Here is a 17,949-nt window from a genome sequence, read left to right as displayed (position 1 = left end):
TCCCTTGTGCGATTGTGGCGGCCCTGCCCGAATTTCGGGCAGAGCGCGCCGCGATCAGGCCGAGAGCGCCAGCTGCACCCGCGCGGCCCGTTCCAACCCATGCCAAAGCGACCCTGCCGCCGACCGCATCCCCAGCACCGTCAGATGATCCGCCGCGCGACGGATGATGAAAACCGATAGATGCTCAAAGCCCGTGCGTGTGGCCGATCCGGGGGCAAGGCGCCGGGGATCAAGGTTCACCAGACGGGGCAGAAGCGCCTCGATCCCGGCAACGCCGCTGGTGGCGGTGATATCCACGGCCACCCAGGCATCGGTCTGGTCGCTGACTGACGCACCGGGCGCGGCCTTGGCCACGGCAAGGGCGAAATCCTCTGACGCGCGGCCTGGGCCTTCGATCATCCATTGGTCCGGCCCGGTCCAGAACGCCGCATGGTCGCCCCCCTGGTGCCAGCCGCCCGGCCCCGGCAGCTCGAGGCCGAAGGGCGCGGGCAAGGGTGCACCCTGCCGCCGCGCGAGCCAGGCCAGCGCCAGATCGGGCCGTTCCGTCATGGTCAGGTCCCGCAGCCTCAGCTGTCGGGGCGTGGTGCCGCCAAGGGCGGTATGCGGGATCAGATCAGTCACGAAGCCGTTCTCCCTCAGGGTCGATGAAATGCGGGGATACCACGCGCAGGCGCACCTGCTGCCCCTGCAGCGGGTTCGCCGCAACCACGATCTGCCCAATGCGCGCTGCGCCATCCGCCAGAAAACCCAGCCCGATGGCCGAGCCGACATGCGGCGAATGGCAGGCCGAGCTGATCCAGCCCAGATCGGTTTCAGTGCGCTGTTCCGCACCTTCGGCAAACAGATGCGACCCCGCCGTGACAGGCGCCGTCACATCGACGGGTTGCAAGCCGACCAGCACGCGCGGCTCGGTGGTAAGCCCCTCGCGCCGGCTGAGAACGGTGCCGATCGCATCCTTGCGCGCCGAGACCATCCGCCCCATGCCCAGCATCTGCGCGGTGGTCTGGCCGTTCAGCTCATTCCCTGCCGGATGGCCTTTTTCGATCCGCATGACGCCAAGCGCCTCGGTCCCGTAGGGGGTGGCGCCCAGATCGGCGCCTTGTTCGATCAGCCGCGCCATCAGCGCCGCGCCATAGCGCGCGGGAACAGCGATTTCATAGGCCAGCTCGCCCGAAAACGAGATGCGGAACAGCCGCGCCCGCAGCCCGCCGCAGACCGTCAGCGCGGCGCAGGCCATGAAGGGGAAGGCGTCGTTCGACAGATCGAACCCGTCCACGACCCGTTCCAGCAAGCGCCGCGCATTCGGCCCCGCGACCGAGATCTGCGCCCAGGCATCGGTGGTCGAAACGATCTGCACATCAAGATCGGGCCAAAGGCACTGGCGCGCGAATTCCATGTGCCGGAAAACCGGCCCGGCCTGCGCGGTGGTGGTCGTGACGATGTAGTGATCGTCAGCCAGACGGGCGCAGGTGCCATCATCAAAGGCATGGCCATCTTCGCGCAGCATCAGGCCATAGCGCACCATGCCCACCTTCAGGCTGGCCATCGGATTGGCGTAAAGCCGGTCGAGGAAGGCACCCGCGTCGCGGCCCTGCACCTCGACCTTCCCCAGCGTGGTCACATCGCAGAGGCCCACGCCCGCGCGGGTGGCGCGCACCTCGCGGTCCACCGTCTCGCGCCAGGTGGTTTCGCCGGCGCGGGGAAAGTATTGCGCCCGCATCCATTGGCCGACCTCGACAAAAACCGCGCCCTGCGCCTCGGCCCAAGGGTGGGTGGGCGTCAGGCGGCGGGGGCGGAAATCGGGGCCGGTGTCGCCACCGCCCAGCACACCCAGCGACACGCCGCTATAGGGCGGGCGGAAGATGGTGGTGCCAGTTTCGGGGATGGTGGCGCCCGTCAGTTCCGCCATCACCGCAAGCGCGGTGACATTGGCGGTCTTGCCCTGATCGGTGGCCATGCCCAACGTGGTCCAGCGTTTCAGATGTTCAACCGGGCGCATGTTTTCCTGATGGGCGAGCGCGATGTCCTTCACCGTGACATCGTTCTGAAAGTCCACCCAAGCGCGGCCCTTGCCCGGGACATGCCACAGGGGCGCGGGCGGGGTGTGGCGGTCCTCGGCGGCGGGAAGGCGGGGCAAGGCTGCGCTGATGCCCAGTTCGGCCAGCGCCTGTTGCGCGCCTTGCGCCCCCGATGCCAGCGCCGCCGCCGTGCTGCCCTGACCGGCAGCTGCGCCGATGACGGCCATGCCGGGCGGCAGGGGTGTGCCGGGGAAAAAGGCCAGACGGCCTTCGTCCCAGACCGGGCGGCCGCGATGGTGGCTGGCCAGATGGACATTCGGGTTCCACCCGCCCGACACGCCCAGCGCACCGGTCTCAATCCAGGTCGTCTGCCCGTTGCGGGTCACGGCGATGCGTGTCAGGCTAAGGCGCCCACGGCTGTCGCTGACCACAGCCCCTGCCAGCAGCGGATAGGACCCTTGCGCCCGCGCCTCGGGGCGGCTGTCGATCACGGCGGCAATGTCGACCCCCTTGGCCGCCAGATCCAGTGCCGTGCGGTGGCCATCGTCATTGTTGGTGAAGATCGCCACCCGGCCCGCGGCGCTGGCAGCCCAGCGGTTGGCATAGGCGCGCATGGCGCCCGCCAGCAGGATGCCCGGCCGGTCATTGTTGCGGAAGGGGATATGCCGTTCGGTGGCGCCCGCCGCCAGCAGGCTGCGCCGCGCGGTGATGCGCCACAGCGTCTGGCGCGGCTTGTCGCCGGGCTGGGGCAGGTGGTCCGCCACCCGTTCCACCGCGCCGAAAATGCCATGATCGAAGGTGCCGAAAACCGTGGTCCGGCGCAGGATCCGCAGGTTCGGCAGGCTGGCGAATTCGGCCTCCAGCGCCGCGACCCAAGCGGTCGCGGGGGCATCATCCAGCATGTCGCTTTCTGCCAGAAGGCGCCCGCCAAGCCGGAAATCTTCGTCCGCCAGAATGACTTGCGCGCCGCTGCGTGCCGCTGTCACGGCCGCTGCCAGACCTGCCGCCCCCCCGCCAATGACCAGCAGGTCACAGTGGAGAAAGCCCTTGTCGTAGGCATCGGGGTCCGGCAGGCCGGAAAGCCGCCCCAGACCTGCGGCCCGGCGGATCGCGGGTTCATACAGCTTTTCCCAGAACGCCCGCGGCCACATGAAGGTCTTGTAATAGAACCCCGCGGCAAAGAAGGGCGCGGCCAGATCGTTCACGGCCATCAGGTCAAAGGACAGCGGCCCGACATGGTTCTGGCTGTTGGCCTCCAGCCCCTCGAACAGCTCGGTCACGGTGGCGCGGGTATTGGGTTCCCGCCGTGCGCCCCGGCCCAGTTCGACCAGCGCATTCGGCTCTTCCGACCCGGCGGTCAGCACGCCGCGGGGGCGGTGATACTTGAACGACCGTCCCATCAGCCGCACCCCCTGCGCCATCAGCGCCGAGGCGAGGGTATCGCCCGGATGGCCGGTATAGTCCCGCCCGTTGAACCGGAAGTTCAGCGTGGTGGCGCGGTCGATCAGACCGCCGGTCAGCCGCGTCATGCCGCCCCCCCTTGGCGCGCGCGCGCCACATCGCGGGCCAGTTCGGCCCCCAGAATTTCATGCGTCAGCGTATTGCGCGTGACCACCAGCCAGGACCGGTCGCCCTGTTCGTGGAACCACAGCTCACGGTGGATGCCGGCGGGGTTGTCGCGCAGATAGGCATAGTCGAAGAACGCGGCCGCAGCGCCGTCGGCCAGACCATCGGGGCGGTCCAGCAGCCGGGCATCGCCCAGATAGGTGAATTCCTGCGCGTCGCGAAGGCCAAGAAGGGGATGGGGGATCAGCATGATGCGTCTCGGCTCAGTGCAGGTTGGGTTGGGCGCCCACGCCCTTTTCATCGATCAGATAGCCGCGCGCGAAACGGTCCAACCGATAGGCGGTGGCGGTGGGATGGGGGGCATCGGTCGCCAGAAGCTGGGCGAAGGCATAGCCGCTGGCGGGCGTCGCCTTGAACCCGCCATAGCACCACCCGGCATTGAGGTAGAGCCCCTCGATCGGCGTGCGGTCGATGATGGGCGATCCGTCCATCGACATGTCCATGATCCCGCCCCAGATCCGCAAAAGCCGCGCCCGCCCGATGGCGGGCATCAGCGCCATGCCGCCTTCGGCGACATCCTCGATCACCGGCAGGTTGCCGCGCTGCGCGTAGGAGTTGTAGCCGTCGATATCGCCGCCAAAGACCAGCCCGCCCTTATCGGACTGGCTGACGTAGAAATGCCCGGCGCCGAAGGTGATGACGCCATCTATCACGGGCTTTAACCCCTCGGAAACAAAGGCTTGCAAGACATGGCTTTCGATCGGCAGGCGCAGCCCGGCCTTGGCCATCACCTGGCTGGTATGGCCGGCCACCGCCACGCCCACCTTTTTCGCGCCGATATAGCCGCGCGTTGTGTCCACCCCCAGCACCCGGCCCTGTTCGATGCGGAAGCCTGTCACCTCGCAGTTCTGGATCAGGTCGACGCCCAGCCGGTCGGCCCCGCGGGCATAGCCCCAGGCGACGCCGTCATGCCGTGCCGTGCCGGCCCGCCGCTGCAGAAGCCCGCCCTTGATGGGAAAGCGTGCGGCGTCGAAATTCAGCCAGGGATACATCGCGCGCACCTGTTCGCGGTCCAGCAGTTCCGCATCGGCGCCCGCCAGCCGCATCGCATTCCCCCGGCGGCGATAGGCATCGCGCTGCCCGTCGCTGTGGATCAGGTTCAGGATGCCGCGCTGGCTGACCATGGCGTTGAAGTTGAACTCCTGCTCCATCCGCTCCCACAGCTGCATCGAGAATTCGTAGAAGGGTTCGTTCCCCGGCAGCAGATAGTTGGAGCGGATGATGGTGGTATTGCGCCCGATATTGCCCGACCCCAACCAGCCCTTTTCCAGCACGGCGATCCGCCGCCCGCCAAAGACCTTGGCAAGGTGATAGGCCGTCGACAGCCCGTGGCCGCCGCCGCCGATGATCACGACATCATAGGCAGGCTGCGGATCGGGGTTGCGCCACAGCGGCCCCCAGCCACGATGGCCGGTCAGGGCTTCCTTGATGACGCGAAATCCGGAAAAGCGCATGATATTTGGGTCCGATTGGGCAAGGTGGCAGGTCAATACGGCCTGCGGATCAGATGTCGAGCGTATTGTCCCGTTCCCAAGGCGAGAAGTGGTTCACGAAGCTGTTCCACTCTTGCATCTTGAGCTTGAGATAGGCCGCCGAAAAGTCCTGCCCCATCGCCTCTTTCAGCCCCTCATCCGCGTCATAGGCGCGGATCGCATCCAGAAGGTTCAGCGGCAATTTCGGCGCGCCTTCGATCTTGTGGCCCTCGGCATACATGTCGATGTCATGGCGCGGACCGGGGTCGGCCTTGCTGCGCAGCCCGTCCAGACCGGCGGCGATGATCACGGCCTGCAGCAAATAGGGGTTCACCGCCCCGTCGGGCAGGCGCAGCTCGAACCGGCCGGGGCCGGGGACGCGCACCATATGGGTGCGGTTGTTGCCGGTCCAGGTCACGGTATTGGGCGCCCATGTCGCACCCGAGATGGTGCGCGGGGCATTGATCCGCTTGTAGCTGTTGATGGTGGGATTGGTGATCACCGCAAGCGCCGAGGCGTGTTTCATGATCCCGCCCAGGAAATGCCGCCCGCTGTCTGACAGGCCCAGCTCCTTGCTGTCATCGGCAAAGGCATTGCGCCCCGTCGCCTGATCCCAGACCGAGATATGTGCGTGGCAGCCGTTCCCCGTCAGGCCCGGAATGGGCTTGGGCATGAAGGTCGCGCGCAGCCCGTGATTTTCCGCAACCGACCGCACCATGAATTTGAAGAAGGAATGTTTGTCGGCGGTGGCCATGGCGCTGTCGTATTTCCAGTTCATCTCGAACTGGCCATTCGCGTCTTCATGGTCGTTCTGGTAGGGCTCCCAGCCCAGCTCCAGCATGTAATCGCAGATTTCGGCGATCACGTCATAGCGGCGCATGACGGCCTGCTGGTCGTAGCAGGGTTTCGTGCCGGTATCGGCGGGGTCGGAAATCTGGCTGCCATCGGGGGTCAGCAGAAAGAACTCCGGCTCGACCCCGGTCTTGATCTCAAGGCCCATCTCGGCCGCCTCGGCGATCAGGCGGGCCAGCACATTGCGCGGCGCCTGATCCAGCGCGCTGCCGCCCGCCATCACGCAGTTCGATGCGACCCAGGCCACATCCTTTTTCCACGGCAGCTGGATGACCGAGGGCGTATCCGGCACGGCCAGCATGTCGGGATGGGCCGGGGTCAGGTCAAGCCAGGTGGCAAAGCCCGCAAACCCCGCCCCGTCCGACTGCATGTCCCCGATCGCGGCGGCCGGAACCAGCTTGGCACGCTGCGCGCCAAACAGGTCGGTGTAAGAGATCATGAAGTATTTGATGCCCTTCTCGCGGGCGAAGGCGGCCAGATCGGTCATGGATTGGTTCCCTGTTGGTGGCGCGGGCAGGGGGCGTTCCCCCGCCCGTCATTGATCGTCAAAAGCCGCCCTGACCGGGGATCCAGCTGGTTCCCGCCAGCGGCACACCCGCCATGGCCGCCGCCTCGATGGTCAGCGCGCAAAGATCCTCGGGTTCAAGGTTGTGGACGTGGCTCTTGCCGCAGGCGCGGGCGATGGTCTGACATTCGAGCGTCAGCACAGCGAGGTAATTGCGCAGCCGGCGCGCGGCCTCGACCGGATCAAGGCGCTGCATCAGCGCGGGGTCCTGCGTGGTGATCCCGGCCGGGTCGCGGCCTTCGTGCCAGTCGTCATAGGCATCGGCGGTGGTGCCAAGCGCGGTGTATTCCGCCCCCCATTTCGGATCGTTTTCCCCCAGCGCGATCAGCGCGGCCGTGCCGATGGCCACGGCATCGGCCCCCAGGGCCAGCGCCTTGGCCACATCGGCCCCGGTGCGGATGCCGCCCGAAACCACCAGCTGCACCTTCCGGTGCATCCCCAGATCCTGCAGCGCCTTCACCGCGGGGCGGATGCAGGCCAGCGTCGGCTGGCCGACATGTTCGATGAACACATCCTGTGTCGCGGCGGTGCCGCCTTGCATCCCGTCCAGCACCACGACATCCGCCCCGGCCTTCACCGCCAGCGCCGTGTCGTAATAGGGCCGCGCGCCACCGATCTTCACATAGATCGGCTTTTCCCAGCCGGTGATTTCGCGGATTTCGAGGATCTTGATCTCCAGATCATCCGGCCCGGTCCAGTCCGGGTGGCGACAGGCCGATCGCTGGTCGATGCCCACGGGCAGGTTGCGCATATTGGCCACACGCTCGGTGATCTTCTGGCCCAGCAGCATGCCGCCGCCGCCGGGCTTGGCGCCCTGGCCCACGACGATTTCAATGGCATCGGCGCGGCGCAGGTCATCGGGGTTCATGCCATAGCGCGACGGAAGGTATTGATAGACCAGCTTTTCCGAATGGCCGCGCTCTTCGTTGGTCATGCCGCCGTCGCCCGTGGTGGTCGAGGTTCCGGCCATGGTCGCCCCGCGTCCAAGCGCCTCTTTCGCGGGGCCGGACAGCGCACCAAAGGACATGCCCGCGATGGTGACGGGGATCTTCAGCTCGATGGGTTTCTTGGCAAAGCGCGTCCCCAGCGTGACCGAGGTGTCGCATTTCTCGCGGTACCCTTCCAGCGGATAGCGCGAAATTGAGGCCCCCAGAAACAGCAGGTCATCGAAATGCGGCACCCGGCGTTTCGCGCCACCGCCGCGGATGTCATAGATCCCGGTGGCTGCGGCGCGGCGGATTTCGGCGTTGATCCCGGGCGAGAAGGTCCAGCTGTCCCGCGGAAGGGTTTGGGGGGTCTTTTCCATTGGGGTGTCCTTAATAGGCGCCGGCGTGATCGACGTGGAAGTTGTAAAGCTGGCGGGCCGAGCCATAGCGGCGGAACTCTTCCGGGCGGGCCTCGGCGCCCGCGCGGGCCAGAAGGTCGCGCAGGATCTCCAGATGTTCGGGGCGCATCTCTTTCTCGATGCAATCGGCGCCCAGCGATTTCACGCTGCCGCGCACGAAAAGCCGCGCTTCATAAAGGCTGTCGCCAAGCGCATCGCCCGCATCGCCACAGACCACCAGATTGCCCGATTGCGCCATGAAGGCCGACATGTGGCCGACATTGCCATGCACCACGATGTCGATGCCCTTCATCGAAATCCCGCAGCGCGAGGCGGCGTTGCCCTTGATCACCAGAAGCCCGCCATGCCCCGTGGCCCCCGCGTATTGCGAGGCGTCACCTTCGATCACCACCGTGCCCGACATCATGTTTTCGGCCACACCCGGCCCGGCCGATCCGGTGACATGCACCGTCGCCTGCTTGTTCATGCCCGCGCAGTAATAGCCGGTCGATCCCTTCACGGTCACTTCGATCGGGGCATCGAGGCCCACGGCAAGCGCATGGGCGCCGCGGGGGTTTTCGATCACCCAGGCGGTTTGGTTGGTCTGTCCGGCCTGCGTCTGCAACGTGGCATTCAAGTCGCGCAGGGGGGTGACGGCCATATCAATCGTTTGCATCTCTCAGCGCTCCCAGAAATAGACGGTGGCGGGTTCCGGCTCCCAGACGCGGGCCGTATCGATGCCCGGCAGCTTGGCGAAGGCGCGGTATTCCGACCCGAAGGCCACGTAATCTTCGGTTTCGGCCATGACGGCGGGTTTGCAGGCGATGGGGTCACGCACCACGCCAAAGCCGGTGCGGGTGCCGACGACAAAGGTGAAAAAGCCGTCCAGATCCTCAAGCGTACCTTCCAGCGCGGCGCCCAGGCTTGCCCCCTCGGCCAGGCGCGAAGAGATGTAGCACGCAGCGACCTCGGTATCGTTCTGGGTCTGGGGGGCAAAGCCCTTGGCGGTCAGCACGCGCCGCATCTGGTTATGGTTCGAGAGCGAGCCGTTATGCACAAGGCACTGGTCCGCCCCGGTCGAAAACGGATGTGCGCCCAGCGTGGTCACGGCGCTTTCGGTGGCCATGCGGGTATGGCCGATGCCATGGCTGCCGCCCATGCCGCGGATGCCGAAGCGGGCGGCCACGTCGCGGGGCAGGCCCACCTCTTTGAAGATCTCCATCGCGTGACCCGAGCCCATCACCCGGATACCGCGTTCGGCCAGCCAGCTGCGGGCGGCGGCATCGCTGCCTTCGGGCAGGGTCAGCACGGCATGGGTATCGATCACACGCATCGTGACCGGGGCGCCCAAGGCCGCCGACAGCGCGGCATCAAGCCCCGCAAAGCTGGTGGCGGGCGTGTCGGATTGCACCGTCATCTTCAGGGTGCCGCCTTCATCGCCATAGATCGCGATCCCGGCGCTGTCGGGGCCGCGGTCGGTCATGGTGATCAGCATGTCGGTCAGCAGATCCCCAAGCTGCGGGCGCAGTTCGTCCTTTTTCAGGAACAGGCCAACGATGCCGCACATGTCTTTCTCCGTTTCGGTTTCGGCCAGAGCCATCACGGATTGACTAGCAGGATATAAAGTTGCCCCTCAAGATAATTAGTTTCCAAGGAAGAAATAAATTTGCCCAACAAAAAAGCGCCCGAAAATCGGGCGCCTTTCCGGGCGGCGGCACGGGCGTTGCCGTATTTTCGGGCAGGGATCAGTCCGCCTGGGGGTAACAGATCACCGAAAGGTAGCGCGCAGGCAGTTCATGCAGGGTTTCGGGGCCATGGGGCGCGTCCGAATCAAACAGCAGCGTATCGCCCGGTTCCAGCAGATAGACCTGATCGCCGTGCCGGTAATCGACCCGGCCTTCCAGCATATAGAGCATCTCGATCCCCGCATGCTGGAAGGTGGGGAAGCGGTCGCTCTCGGTCGTCAGGACAATCAGATAGGGTTCGACCACCACACCGGAATTGTTCGATCCGATATGGCCCAGCAGGTGATACTGATGCCCGGCGCGGGTGCCGGCGCGCTCGATCTCGACCCCTTCGCCCGCCTTCACATGCATGGCGCCGCGGATTTCCTCATACCCGGAAAAAAGCTGCACCAGCGGCACGCGCAGCGCATGGGCCAGCATTTGCAGCGTCGTGAGCGAGGGCGAAATCACCCCGTTTTCAATCTTGGACAGCATCCCGACCGACAGGCCCGTCTGCGCCGCCAGATCCCCGCCCGTCATGCGCTGGCGTTTCCGCAGCTCGCGCACCTGACGGCCGATCGCCACCTCAAGGTTCTTTTCGCGGTTTTCGCGCAGCGCATGGGGGTCTTGCGACAGGCGGGCGGGTTTGCGGGGGTCGGTCATTCCGTCATCCGGTAGCGGCATCGGTGCAGTTTCGGCGCTTCGACCGGGCGGGGCAAGAGGGCGCGGTGGGATCGCACCATACTTTAAGTTTGAAATTATCCCGAAATGGCGTAGCCTGTTCCCGACAAGCCCGCCAAAGGTGATCCCCCCATGCGTCACGCGCCGCCCCTTCCAGGCCATCGCACCGCCCCCACCGGGCGGCGCCTGCCTGCGGTCTGCCGTCCGGCGGGCTGGGTGGCGATCTGGCGCAAGATCGGCGCGTTCTCGATCCTCAGTTGCCGGAAGGGTGCCTCTGCCGCCTGAACCCTTCCTTCAGCGAATGAGACACCGATGACCTATGACCCTTCCCGCGATGGCGCCGAAATGGATTTCCGCCGCCGCATGTCCTATGGCGACTACCTTGCCACCGATCAGATCCTGACCGCGCAGCACCCGCTGTCCACCGCCCATGACGAGATGCTGTTCATCATCCAGCATCAGACCTCGGAATTGTGGATGAAGCTCGCGCTTTACGAACTGGATGCCGCGCGGCGCGCGATTGCGGCCGATCGTACGGCCGAGGCGACGAAGATGCTTGCCCGTATCTCGCGGATTTTCGAACAGCTCAATTCCGCCTGGGATGTGCTACGGACGATGACCCCGTCGGAATACACCCGCTTTCGCGATGCGCTGGGGCAAAGCTCGGGCTTTCAGTCCTGGCAATACCGGCTGATCGAATTTGCCGTGGGCAACCGCAATCTGGCGATGCTGAAGCCGCATGAACACCGGCCCGATCTGCTGGCCCTGCTGGAGGCCGAACTGGCCCGCCCCTCGCTTTATGACGAGGTGCTGCGCCGTCTGGCCCGTCTGGGCCTGCCGGTGCCGGATGCGGTTCTGACCCGCGATCTGCGCGCGCCTTGGGTGGAAGATGCCGCCGTCACCGCCACCTGGGAAACCGTCTATCGCGACCCCGCCGCCCATTGGGAGGCTTATGAGCTGGCCGAAAAGCTGGTGGATTTCGAAGATTACTTCCGCCGCTGGCGCTTCAACCACGTGACCACCGTGGAACGGGTGATCGGCTTCAAGCGCGGCACCGGGGGCACGGCGGGGATCAGCTATCTGCGCCGGATGCTGGAGGTTGAGCTGTTCCCCGAACTCTGGCGCGTCCGCACCGTGCTTTGACCGCCTTTCGGGCGCGCGGGGTCAGACCCGCGCGCCCTTTTCACAACAGACAGCCGGGGTTCACCCGGCGAGGCACAACAAGGGAAACCGCCATGCTTGGACCGACGGGCCATATCGACACCTTCACCCGCGACAATCTTCCGCCCCCCGATCAATGGCCCGACCTGCGGCTGGAGCGGTTCGACTATCCCGCATACCTGAATGCAGCGGTCGAATTGACCGACCGCATGGTCGAACGCGGCTTTGGCGACCATACCGCGCTGATCGGCAATGGCCGCATCCGTACCTACAAGGAACTGTCGGACTGGACCAACCGCATCGCCCATGCCCTGGTCGAGGATTACGGGGTGAAGCCCGGCAACCGCGTGCTGATCCGGTCGGCCAACAATCCGGCGATGGTGGCCTGCTGGCTGGCGGCGACCAAAGCGGGGGCGGTGGTGGTGAACACCATGCCCATGCTGCGCGCGGGCGAACTGGGCGCCATCGTGGACAAGGCCGAAATCGCCTTCGCGCTGTGCGATACCCGGCTGATGGAGGAGATGGTGATCTGCGCCAAATCCTCGCGCTTTCTGAAAACCGTGGTGGGGTTTGACGGCACCGCCAACCATGACGCGGAACTGGACCGCGCGGCCCTGTCCAAACCCGTGCGCTTTGCCGCCCCGCCGGTCGGGCGTGATGATGTGGCGCTGATCGGCTTTACCAGCGGCACCACCGGCACGCCCAAGGGGGCGATGGCCTTTCACCGCGATCTGCTGATCATCGCCGATGGCTATGCGCGCGAGGTGCTGAATGTCACGCCCGAGGATATCTTTGTCGGCTCGCCGCCCTTGGCCTTCACCTTCGGGCTGGGCGGGCTTGCGATCTTCCCGCTGCGCTTCGGGGCGGCGGCGGCACTTCTGGAACAGGCCTCGCCGCAGAACATGATCGAGATCATCCAGACCCATCGCGCAACCGTCTGCTTCACCGCGCCCACCGCCTACCGCGTGATGTTGAAGGCGATGGAGGAAGGGGCGGATCTCTCCTCGCTCCGCGCAGCCGTCAGTGCGGGCGAAACCCTGCCCGCCCCGGTCTATGAGGATTGGATCACCCGCACCAGCAAGCCCATGCTCGACGGGATCGGCGCGACCGAGATGCTGCATATCTTCCTCACCAACCGGTTCGAGGATCACCGCCCCGCCTGCACGGGCCGCCCCGTCACCGGCTACGAGGCGCGGATCGTCGATGCCGACATGAACGAGCTGCCGCGCGGCGAGGTCGGGCGGCTGGCCGTGCGCGGCCCCACCGGCTGCCGCTATCTGGCCGACGACCGCCAGCAGAATTACGTCCGCGATGGCTGGAACCTGACGGGTGACAGCTTCTGGCAGGATGAAGAGGGGCGTTTCCACTTTGCCGCCCGCTCGGACGACATGATCATCAGCGCGGGCTACAACATCGCCGGACCCGAGGTCGAGGCAGCCCTGCTGTCACACCCGCAGGTGGCCGAATGTGCCGTGGTGGGCGCCCCGGATGAAGAACGCGGCATGATCGTCGAGGCGCATGTCGTGCTGACCCCTGATGCCACGGGCGACGCGCTGATGGTCAAGCTGTTGCAGGATCATGTGAAGCGCAGCATTGCGCCCTACAAGTACCCCCGCCGGGTGGTCTTTGTGTCGGCGCTGCCCAAGACGCAGACGGGCAAGATCCAGCGGTTCCGCCTGCGCGGCTGACAAGTACCCCCTGCCCCGCCGGTGGCAGGACAGGGGCGGCGCCTCACTCATTCGCCTCGGGCGGCAGGAAGTCCACCTCATGCGCGGCCGATGCGGCGACGACGGCGGCGATATCGGTCATGTCATGCAGGGTGCGGAACAGATCGGGCAGCTTGCCCGCAGGCGAAACCCAGAACAGCGCCCGCGCCGGTTTGTCGGATTTGTTGAAATAGCCATGCGGCACGCCCCGCGGCATGCGGACCAGATCGCCCGCCTTGGCGGTGGTCCATTTGCCGTCCAGCTTCAGTTCAAGCTGGCCTTCCTGCACGAGGATGAATTCATCCTGCGTGGGGTGGATATGCACCGGCACGAACTGGCCGGGATCCGAGTTGGTTTCAAAGGCAAAGCTGCTGTCACATTCGGCCTTGGGGAAATAGCGCTGGCCCAGAATGTTCCATTCGACAGCCTCATAGCCGTCGCCGTTGCGGGTGATGCCGCCATCAAGGGGTTTGGTCATGGTTTGTCCCTCCCTGGGATGAAAACAAGGGTCCGGTTGCCCCGGATCAAAGCAGATTTGGCCGAGAGTCTGCCCGGCAGGCAAAGCCTAGACCGATCCACCGCACCACGTCGATATTTATTTAAACTTGAAAGAAATGGGCATGAAAAACCCGGACCCGCGCGGCGGCAGGTCCGGGCAAAGGGGAAAGGGGTCAGAACCGCAGTTCCAGCGCCGATCGCAACTCGATCCCGCGCGCCCCAGCCTCAGAGCCGCTGTCATAGCGCAGCGCCACCTCGCCCTGCCATTTCGCCTCGGGTCCGGTCCGCAGGCCCAATTCCAGCGCGTAATCCGACCCGTCGCTGGACCCTGCCCGGCTGCTTGACCGCATGAGACGGTATTCCGGCGCAAGGAACAGGATCGGCGCCCGATCGCTTTGGCGCAGCGGAATCTCCATCGGCAGACCCAGCGTGAGGCGGCCGGTAGACAGCTGATCGCCCGGCACGCGCACCTCGCTGATGCCATCCGACACCAGATAGCTGCCATAGCTTTCGCGCATCATCTGCAGTCCCATCTGCGGCGCAACGCGAACGGCCCCAAGGGTGTAGCGCCCCTCGATCGACAGCATGGCCAGGCTGCGGGTTGTGCTGAATTGCCCCGCAAAGGCACGACCTTCGCCATAGACGTCCTTGGCAATGCGGTTGTTCGACCCGCCCACCGCAAGCCGCGCTGTCAGGAACAGATCCTCCTGCATCTCCCACGACAGGTAGGGACCTATGCTCCAGCCATCGCCGGAAATCGCCTCTCCCTCGCCTTTGTCAGCCCCCCGATCCAGCGAAAGCATAAGACCCAGGGTCAGATCCGGGCGCAGAAGGCGGTCCACGCCCGCGTGCAGCACGGCGAAGCTGTCGCTGCTGTCAGCCGTTTCACGCAGGCTTTTCCCTTCGGCCCAGGTATGGATGGCCCCGCTGGGCGATGTGCGCGCCCATTGGAATTCAAGGCCACCCGTGCTGCCGGGCTGTGTTGCATAGGTCAGGTCCACGCGACCATCCGCCGTGCGGCGGTTCGGCAGGGCATAGGCAGCAGGTTCAGACGACAACAGCCGCTCCATCCGCTGCGCCACGAAGGCCGATGTCGCATCGGCCAGCGCGGCTGCAACATGATCGCGATCCACGACCATTTCAACCTGCGTCTCGGTGCCGATCGGCGCCCCGTTGAAGGTTCCGCGCACCACTGCCGACCCCGCCACCGTCGCCGCCGTCAGCGTGGCACTGTAGCGCCCATCGCCCTGATCGACGACCGGCCCCAGCTGGCCCAGCGTGGTGGTCAGCGTGACACGCGCGCCCCCGGTGGTCAGGTTGGCGCCGACCCCGTTGGTGGCTTGCACGGTGATGATCGACTGCGCCTTGCCATCCGCCAGAATCCGCTGCGGGCTGGCCGACAGACGCGCACCTGCCGCCGCGACTTCGGGTTCGCGGAACACGACCTGCGCGACCGCCCCGAGCCTGAGGTTGTTCAGTGTTGCGGTAATGGTCGCCGTGCCAAGATCATTCGACACGAGATAGGCAAAGAAGCGCCCGTCGCCCTGATATGATGCGACTGCCGTCTGGCTGCCCCGCGCGAAGATCGGCCCTTTCGTGACCGCCCCGTCATAGGGCAGCATAGTGCCGAGATCGGTGGTGAATCGCACGGTGCCGATGCCGCCTGAAACCGGATTGCCGTGGCCGTCGCGCAGCGTCGCTTCGACCAGAATCGGTGTGCTGCCATCGGCCTCGGCCTCATTCCGGCTGACGTCGATCCGGGTTTCATCGGGGTCCGGCAGGCCGGCCACAAAGCGGATTTGCGTTTCCGCGACAATGTCCCCCTCAATCCGGGCCTGCACCGTCAGGGTTTCGGCACGGGTATTGGCCAGCGTCGCTTCAAACCGCCCCGCCCCCAGCGGCGTGACAGGGCCCAGCTCGGCCACCGCCTCCGCGGGCAGAAGCAGCTCGATATCCTCGGCTCCGAGGCGGCTTAGCGGTTGGCCCGTCGGATCCTCCACCTCAAGCGTCAGGGTCGCGGTTGCAACCCCGTCGGCCAGAATGTCCCCGTCGGGCGTGGCGCTGAGATGGGCCACAACCCCCGGCAGGGCCGTGCCCGTCGCAGTGAAGGCGACATCGTCCAGACCGGCCGCGCTGGCGACCAGCGTGTTTTCGCCCGCAATCGGGCTGAGCGTCCAGCTTTCAAGCCGCGCGATCCCGTCGGCACCGGTCAGCGCGGGCGATCCGGTCACGCTGCCGCCTTCGGTGGTGAAGGTGACCTCGATGCCCTCGACCGCATTCCCTTCGGCGTCCTGCACCAGCACGGCCGGAGGAACCGCCACGGTACTGCCCGCCGTCGCGGTCTGGTCTTCCCCCGCCTGCACGACCATCGTTGCCGCAGCACCCGGAATGCCTGAAGCGGCAAAGCTTACCTCACCCAGACCCGCCGCGCTGGCGACCAGCGTGTTTTCGCCCGCAATCGGGCTGAGCGTCCAGCTTTCCAGCCGCGCGATCCCGTCGGCACCGGTCAGCGCGGGCGATCCGGTCACGCTGCCGCCTTCGGTGGTGAAGGTGACCTCGACGCCCTCGACCGCATTTCCCTCGGCGTCCTGCACAAGCACGGCCGGGGGAACCGCCACGGTACTGCCCGCCGTCGCGGTCTGGTCTTCCCCCGCCTGCACGACCATCGTTGCCGCAGCACCCGGAATGCCTGATGCGGTAAAGCTTACCTCACCCAGACCCGCCGCGCTGGCGACCAGCGTGTTTTCGCCCGCAATCGGGCTGAGCGTCCAACTTTCCAGCCGCGCGATCCCGTCGGCACCGGTCAGCGCGGGCGATCCGGTCAGGCTGCCGCCCTCGGTGGTGAAGGTGACCTCGATGCCCTCGACCGCATTCCCTTCGGCGTCCTGCACCAGCACTGCCGGAGGAACCGCCACGGCACTGCCCGCCGTCGTGGTCTGGTCTTCCCCCGCCTGCGCGACCATCGTTGCCGCAACCCCGGCGACGAGGATGATCGGCTCGCTGTCCGTGGGTGCAAGGGTTGGCTCGGCGCTGAAGGTCAGGACATGGTTATCCGTAACAGGCCCACGCAGCCCCAGATCGGTGAAGGTTATCCTGCCGCCAACAGCGGTCACCGTCCTTTGCCCCAGCAATGTGCCATTCCCGGCGCTGACCACCACCGTAACCACGGTCGTATCATCGTCAGGCACAAGGTGCCCCGCTGCATCCAGCACCGCCAGCACAGGCTGCACGGCAAACGGGGTTCCGCTTTGGCCCGCGACAGGCTGCACCAGAACGGCCAGACGGCTGGCAGTGCCCAGCGTCGCGCGCAAACCGGGGGTTTCAACCGGCGTGATGCCCGGCGCACTGAAGGCAAGCTTGTAGCTTTGATCCCAGACCCCGGCGAAGAAAAGGTCCGTAAAGCTGATAAGTCCGTCCACCGCCGTCATCTGCCGCGTGCCAGACAAGGTGCCCCCGTCGCCATCCGAAATCTCCACTGAAACCTCGGTGGTTTGATCGGTCGTGCAGCGGTTGCCGAAGGCATCCTGCACCTCGATCACCGGCTGCGGCGACAAAAGCGCCCCCGCATAATGCCCAAGCCCCGGCTGCGTCACGAAGGCAAGCCTGGAAGGCGCCGCGGGAACAACCGCAAAGCTTGACGATTCAACCGCGGTCAGGCCGCTGGCCGAGGCCGTCAGCACCTTGCCGCTGCCCGCTGTCTCGATCGAGAGGTCGCTGAATGCCGCCACCCCGCTCACCGCAGCCAGCGTGCCGGTCCCCGACAGCGTCCCGCTGCCTGAGCTGAGCGCAAGTGTGATATCATCCGTGGCCGAGGTCACGACATTACCCTGGGCATCAACGATATTGATAACCGGTTGTGTGGCAAAAGCGGCCCCGGCGGTATTGCTGCCGGAAGGTTGCGTACCAAAAACCAGGGCGCTGGCGGTGCCAGGGCTGAGCCGCAGCGCCGCGGTATCCAGCGTCATCGCACCCGCGGTGAAACGCAGCACATAATCTGTGCCCGTCCGCCCGGTCAGCCCCAGATCGGTGAAGCTCACGATACCGCCAGAGGCCGCGAGGCTTGTGGTGCCCGACAACAGGCCTTGGGCGCCTGAATGCAGGGTCACGAGCACGGTGTCGCTGCTATCAACCAGATTGCCATAGGCGTCCTCGATCCGCAGGATCGGCTGGGTCGCAAGTTCGCCACCGCTGGCCCCCGCGACCGGCTGTCGGCTAAAGGTCAGTTGTGACGCAGACCCCGCCGTGATCGCAAAGCTCGCCGTCGTGGCCGAGGTCAGGCTGCCCCCCGTCGCCGTCAGCGTATAGCCCGTCGCCGCCTTGTC

14 protein-coding genes are annotated in these 17,949 nt (G+C 66.0%); 3 read left to right on the top strand and 11 right to left on the bottom strand.

Going from position 1 to position 17,949, the window contains the following annotated elements:
• Positions 1-54: 54 nt before the first annotated feature.
• The 9 genes from IE101_RS18605 to IE101_RS18565 form a co-directional block, all read right to left on the bottom strand.
• Complete coding sequence (locus IE101_RS18605) at positions 55-621, bottom strand: sarcosine oxidase subunit gamma (RefSeq protein ID WP_189635358.1); 567 nt, start codon at positions 619-621, stop codon at positions 55-57.
• Positions 614-3,547, bottom strand: a complete 2,934-nt coding sequence (locus IE101_RS18600) for a sarcosine oxidase subunit alpha family protein (RefSeq protein WP_189635357.1) — start codon at positions 3,545-3,547, stop codon at positions 614-616. Before IE101_RS18600 ends, IE101_RS18605 begins: the two co-directional genes overlap by 8 nt.
• The gene (locus IE101_RS18595; RefSeq protein WP_189635356.1) at positions 3,544-3,834 is read right to left on the bottom strand and encodes a sarcosine oxidase subunit delta; all 291 of its coding nucleotides are present in this window, start codon (positions 3,832-3,834) and stop codon (positions 3,544-3,546) included. Before IE101_RS18595 ends, IE101_RS18600 begins: the two co-directional genes overlap by 4 nt.
• Positions 3,835-3,847: 13 nt before the next feature.
• On the bottom strand, positions 3,848-5,098 hold the full coding sequence (locus IE101_RS18590) for a sarcosine oxidase subunit beta family protein (RefSeq protein WP_189635355.1): 1,251 nt from the start codon (positions 5,096-5,098) through the stop codon (positions 3,848-3,850).
• Positions 5,099-5,147: 49 nt separating this feature from the next.
• Positions 5,148-6,455: a type III glutamate--ammonia ligase gene (gene glnT / locus IE101_RS18585; protein WP_189635354.1), complete on the bottom strand. Its 1,308-nt coding sequence runs from the start codon at positions 6,453-6,455 to the stop codon at positions 5,148-5,150.
• Positions 6,456-6,513: 58 nt separating this feature from the next.
• Positions 6,514-7,839: an FMN-binding glutamate synthase family protein gene (locus tag IE101_RS18580; protein WP_189635353.1), complete on the bottom strand. Its 1,326-nt coding sequence runs from the start codon at positions 7,837-7,839 to the stop codon at positions 6,514-6,516.
• 10 nt (positions 7,840-7,849) lie between these two features.
• Positions 7,850-8,533 (bottom strand): GltB/FmdC/FwdC-like GXGXG domain-containing protein, encoded by a 684-nt coding sequence (locus IE101_RS18575; RefSeq protein WP_189635352.1) that lies wholly within the window; start codon positions 8,531-8,533, stop codon positions 7,850-7,852.
• Between the two features lie 3 nt (positions 8,534-8,536).
• Positions 8,537-9,424, bottom strand: a complete 888-nt coding sequence (locus tag IE101_RS18570; protein ID WP_189635351.1) for a class II glutamine amidotransferase — start codon at positions 9,422-9,424, stop codon at positions 8,537-8,539.
• Positions 9,425-9,602: 178 nt separating this feature from the next.
• Positions 9,603-10,244 carry a helix-turn-helix domain-containing protein gene (locus IE101_RS18565; RefSeq protein ID WP_189635350.1) on the bottom strand — a complete coding sequence of 214 codons (642 nt, stop codon included), beginning with the start codon at positions 10,242-10,244 and terminating at the stop codon, positions 9,603-9,605.
• A gap of 150 nt (positions 10,245-10,394) precedes the next feature.
• Between IE101_RS18565 and IE101_RS18560 the strand changes: the two genes are divergently transcribed.
• The 3 genes from IE101_RS18560 (at position 10,395) to IE101_RS18550 (ending at position 13,111) form a co-directional block, all read left to right on the top strand.
• The gene (locus tag IE101_RS18560) at positions 10,395-10,547 is read left to right on the top strand and encodes a hypothetical protein (RefSeq protein WP_189635349.1); all 153 of its coding nucleotides are present in this window, start codon (positions 10,395-10,397) and stop codon (positions 10,545-10,547) included.
• A gap of 27 nt (positions 10,548-10,574) precedes the next feature.
• Positions 10,575-11,405, top strand: coding sequence for a tryptophan 2,3-dioxygenase (gene kynA, locus IE101_RS18555; protein ID WP_189635348.1), 831 nt, complete (start codon positions 10,575-10,577; stop codon positions 11,403-11,405).
• Positions 11,406-11,497: 92 nt separating this feature from the next.
• Positions 11,498-13,111 carry an AMP-binding protein gene (locus IE101_RS18550; protein ID WP_189635347.1) on the top strand — a complete coding sequence of 538 codons (1,614 nt, stop codon included), beginning with the start codon at positions 11,498-11,500 and terminating at the stop codon, positions 13,109-13,111.
• A 43-nt stretch (positions 13,112-13,154) separates the two neighbouring features.
• On the opposite strand, the gene IE101_RS18545 is transcribed toward IE101_RS18550, so the two are convergent.
• Complete coding sequence (locus IE101_RS18545) at positions 13,155-13,607, bottom strand: cupin domain-containing protein (RefSeq protein ID WP_189635346.1); 453 nt, start codon at positions 13,605-13,607, stop codon at positions 13,155-13,157.
• Positions 13,608-13,800: 193 nt separating this feature from the next.
• On the bottom strand, positions 13,801-17,949 hold a 4,149-nt coding region (locus IE101_RS18540; protein ID WP_189635345.1), incomplete at its 5' end, for an invasin domain 3-containing protein.

The organism is Gemmobacter lanyuensis (assembly GCF_014652355.1).
Classification (GTDB): Bacteria; Pseudomonadota; Alphaproteobacteria; order Rhodobacterales; family Rhodobacteraceae; genus Gemmobacter; species Gemmobacter lanyuensis.
Note: the sequence above shows the minus strand (reverse complement) of the source record. Positions and strands in the feature narration are given on the sequence as shown.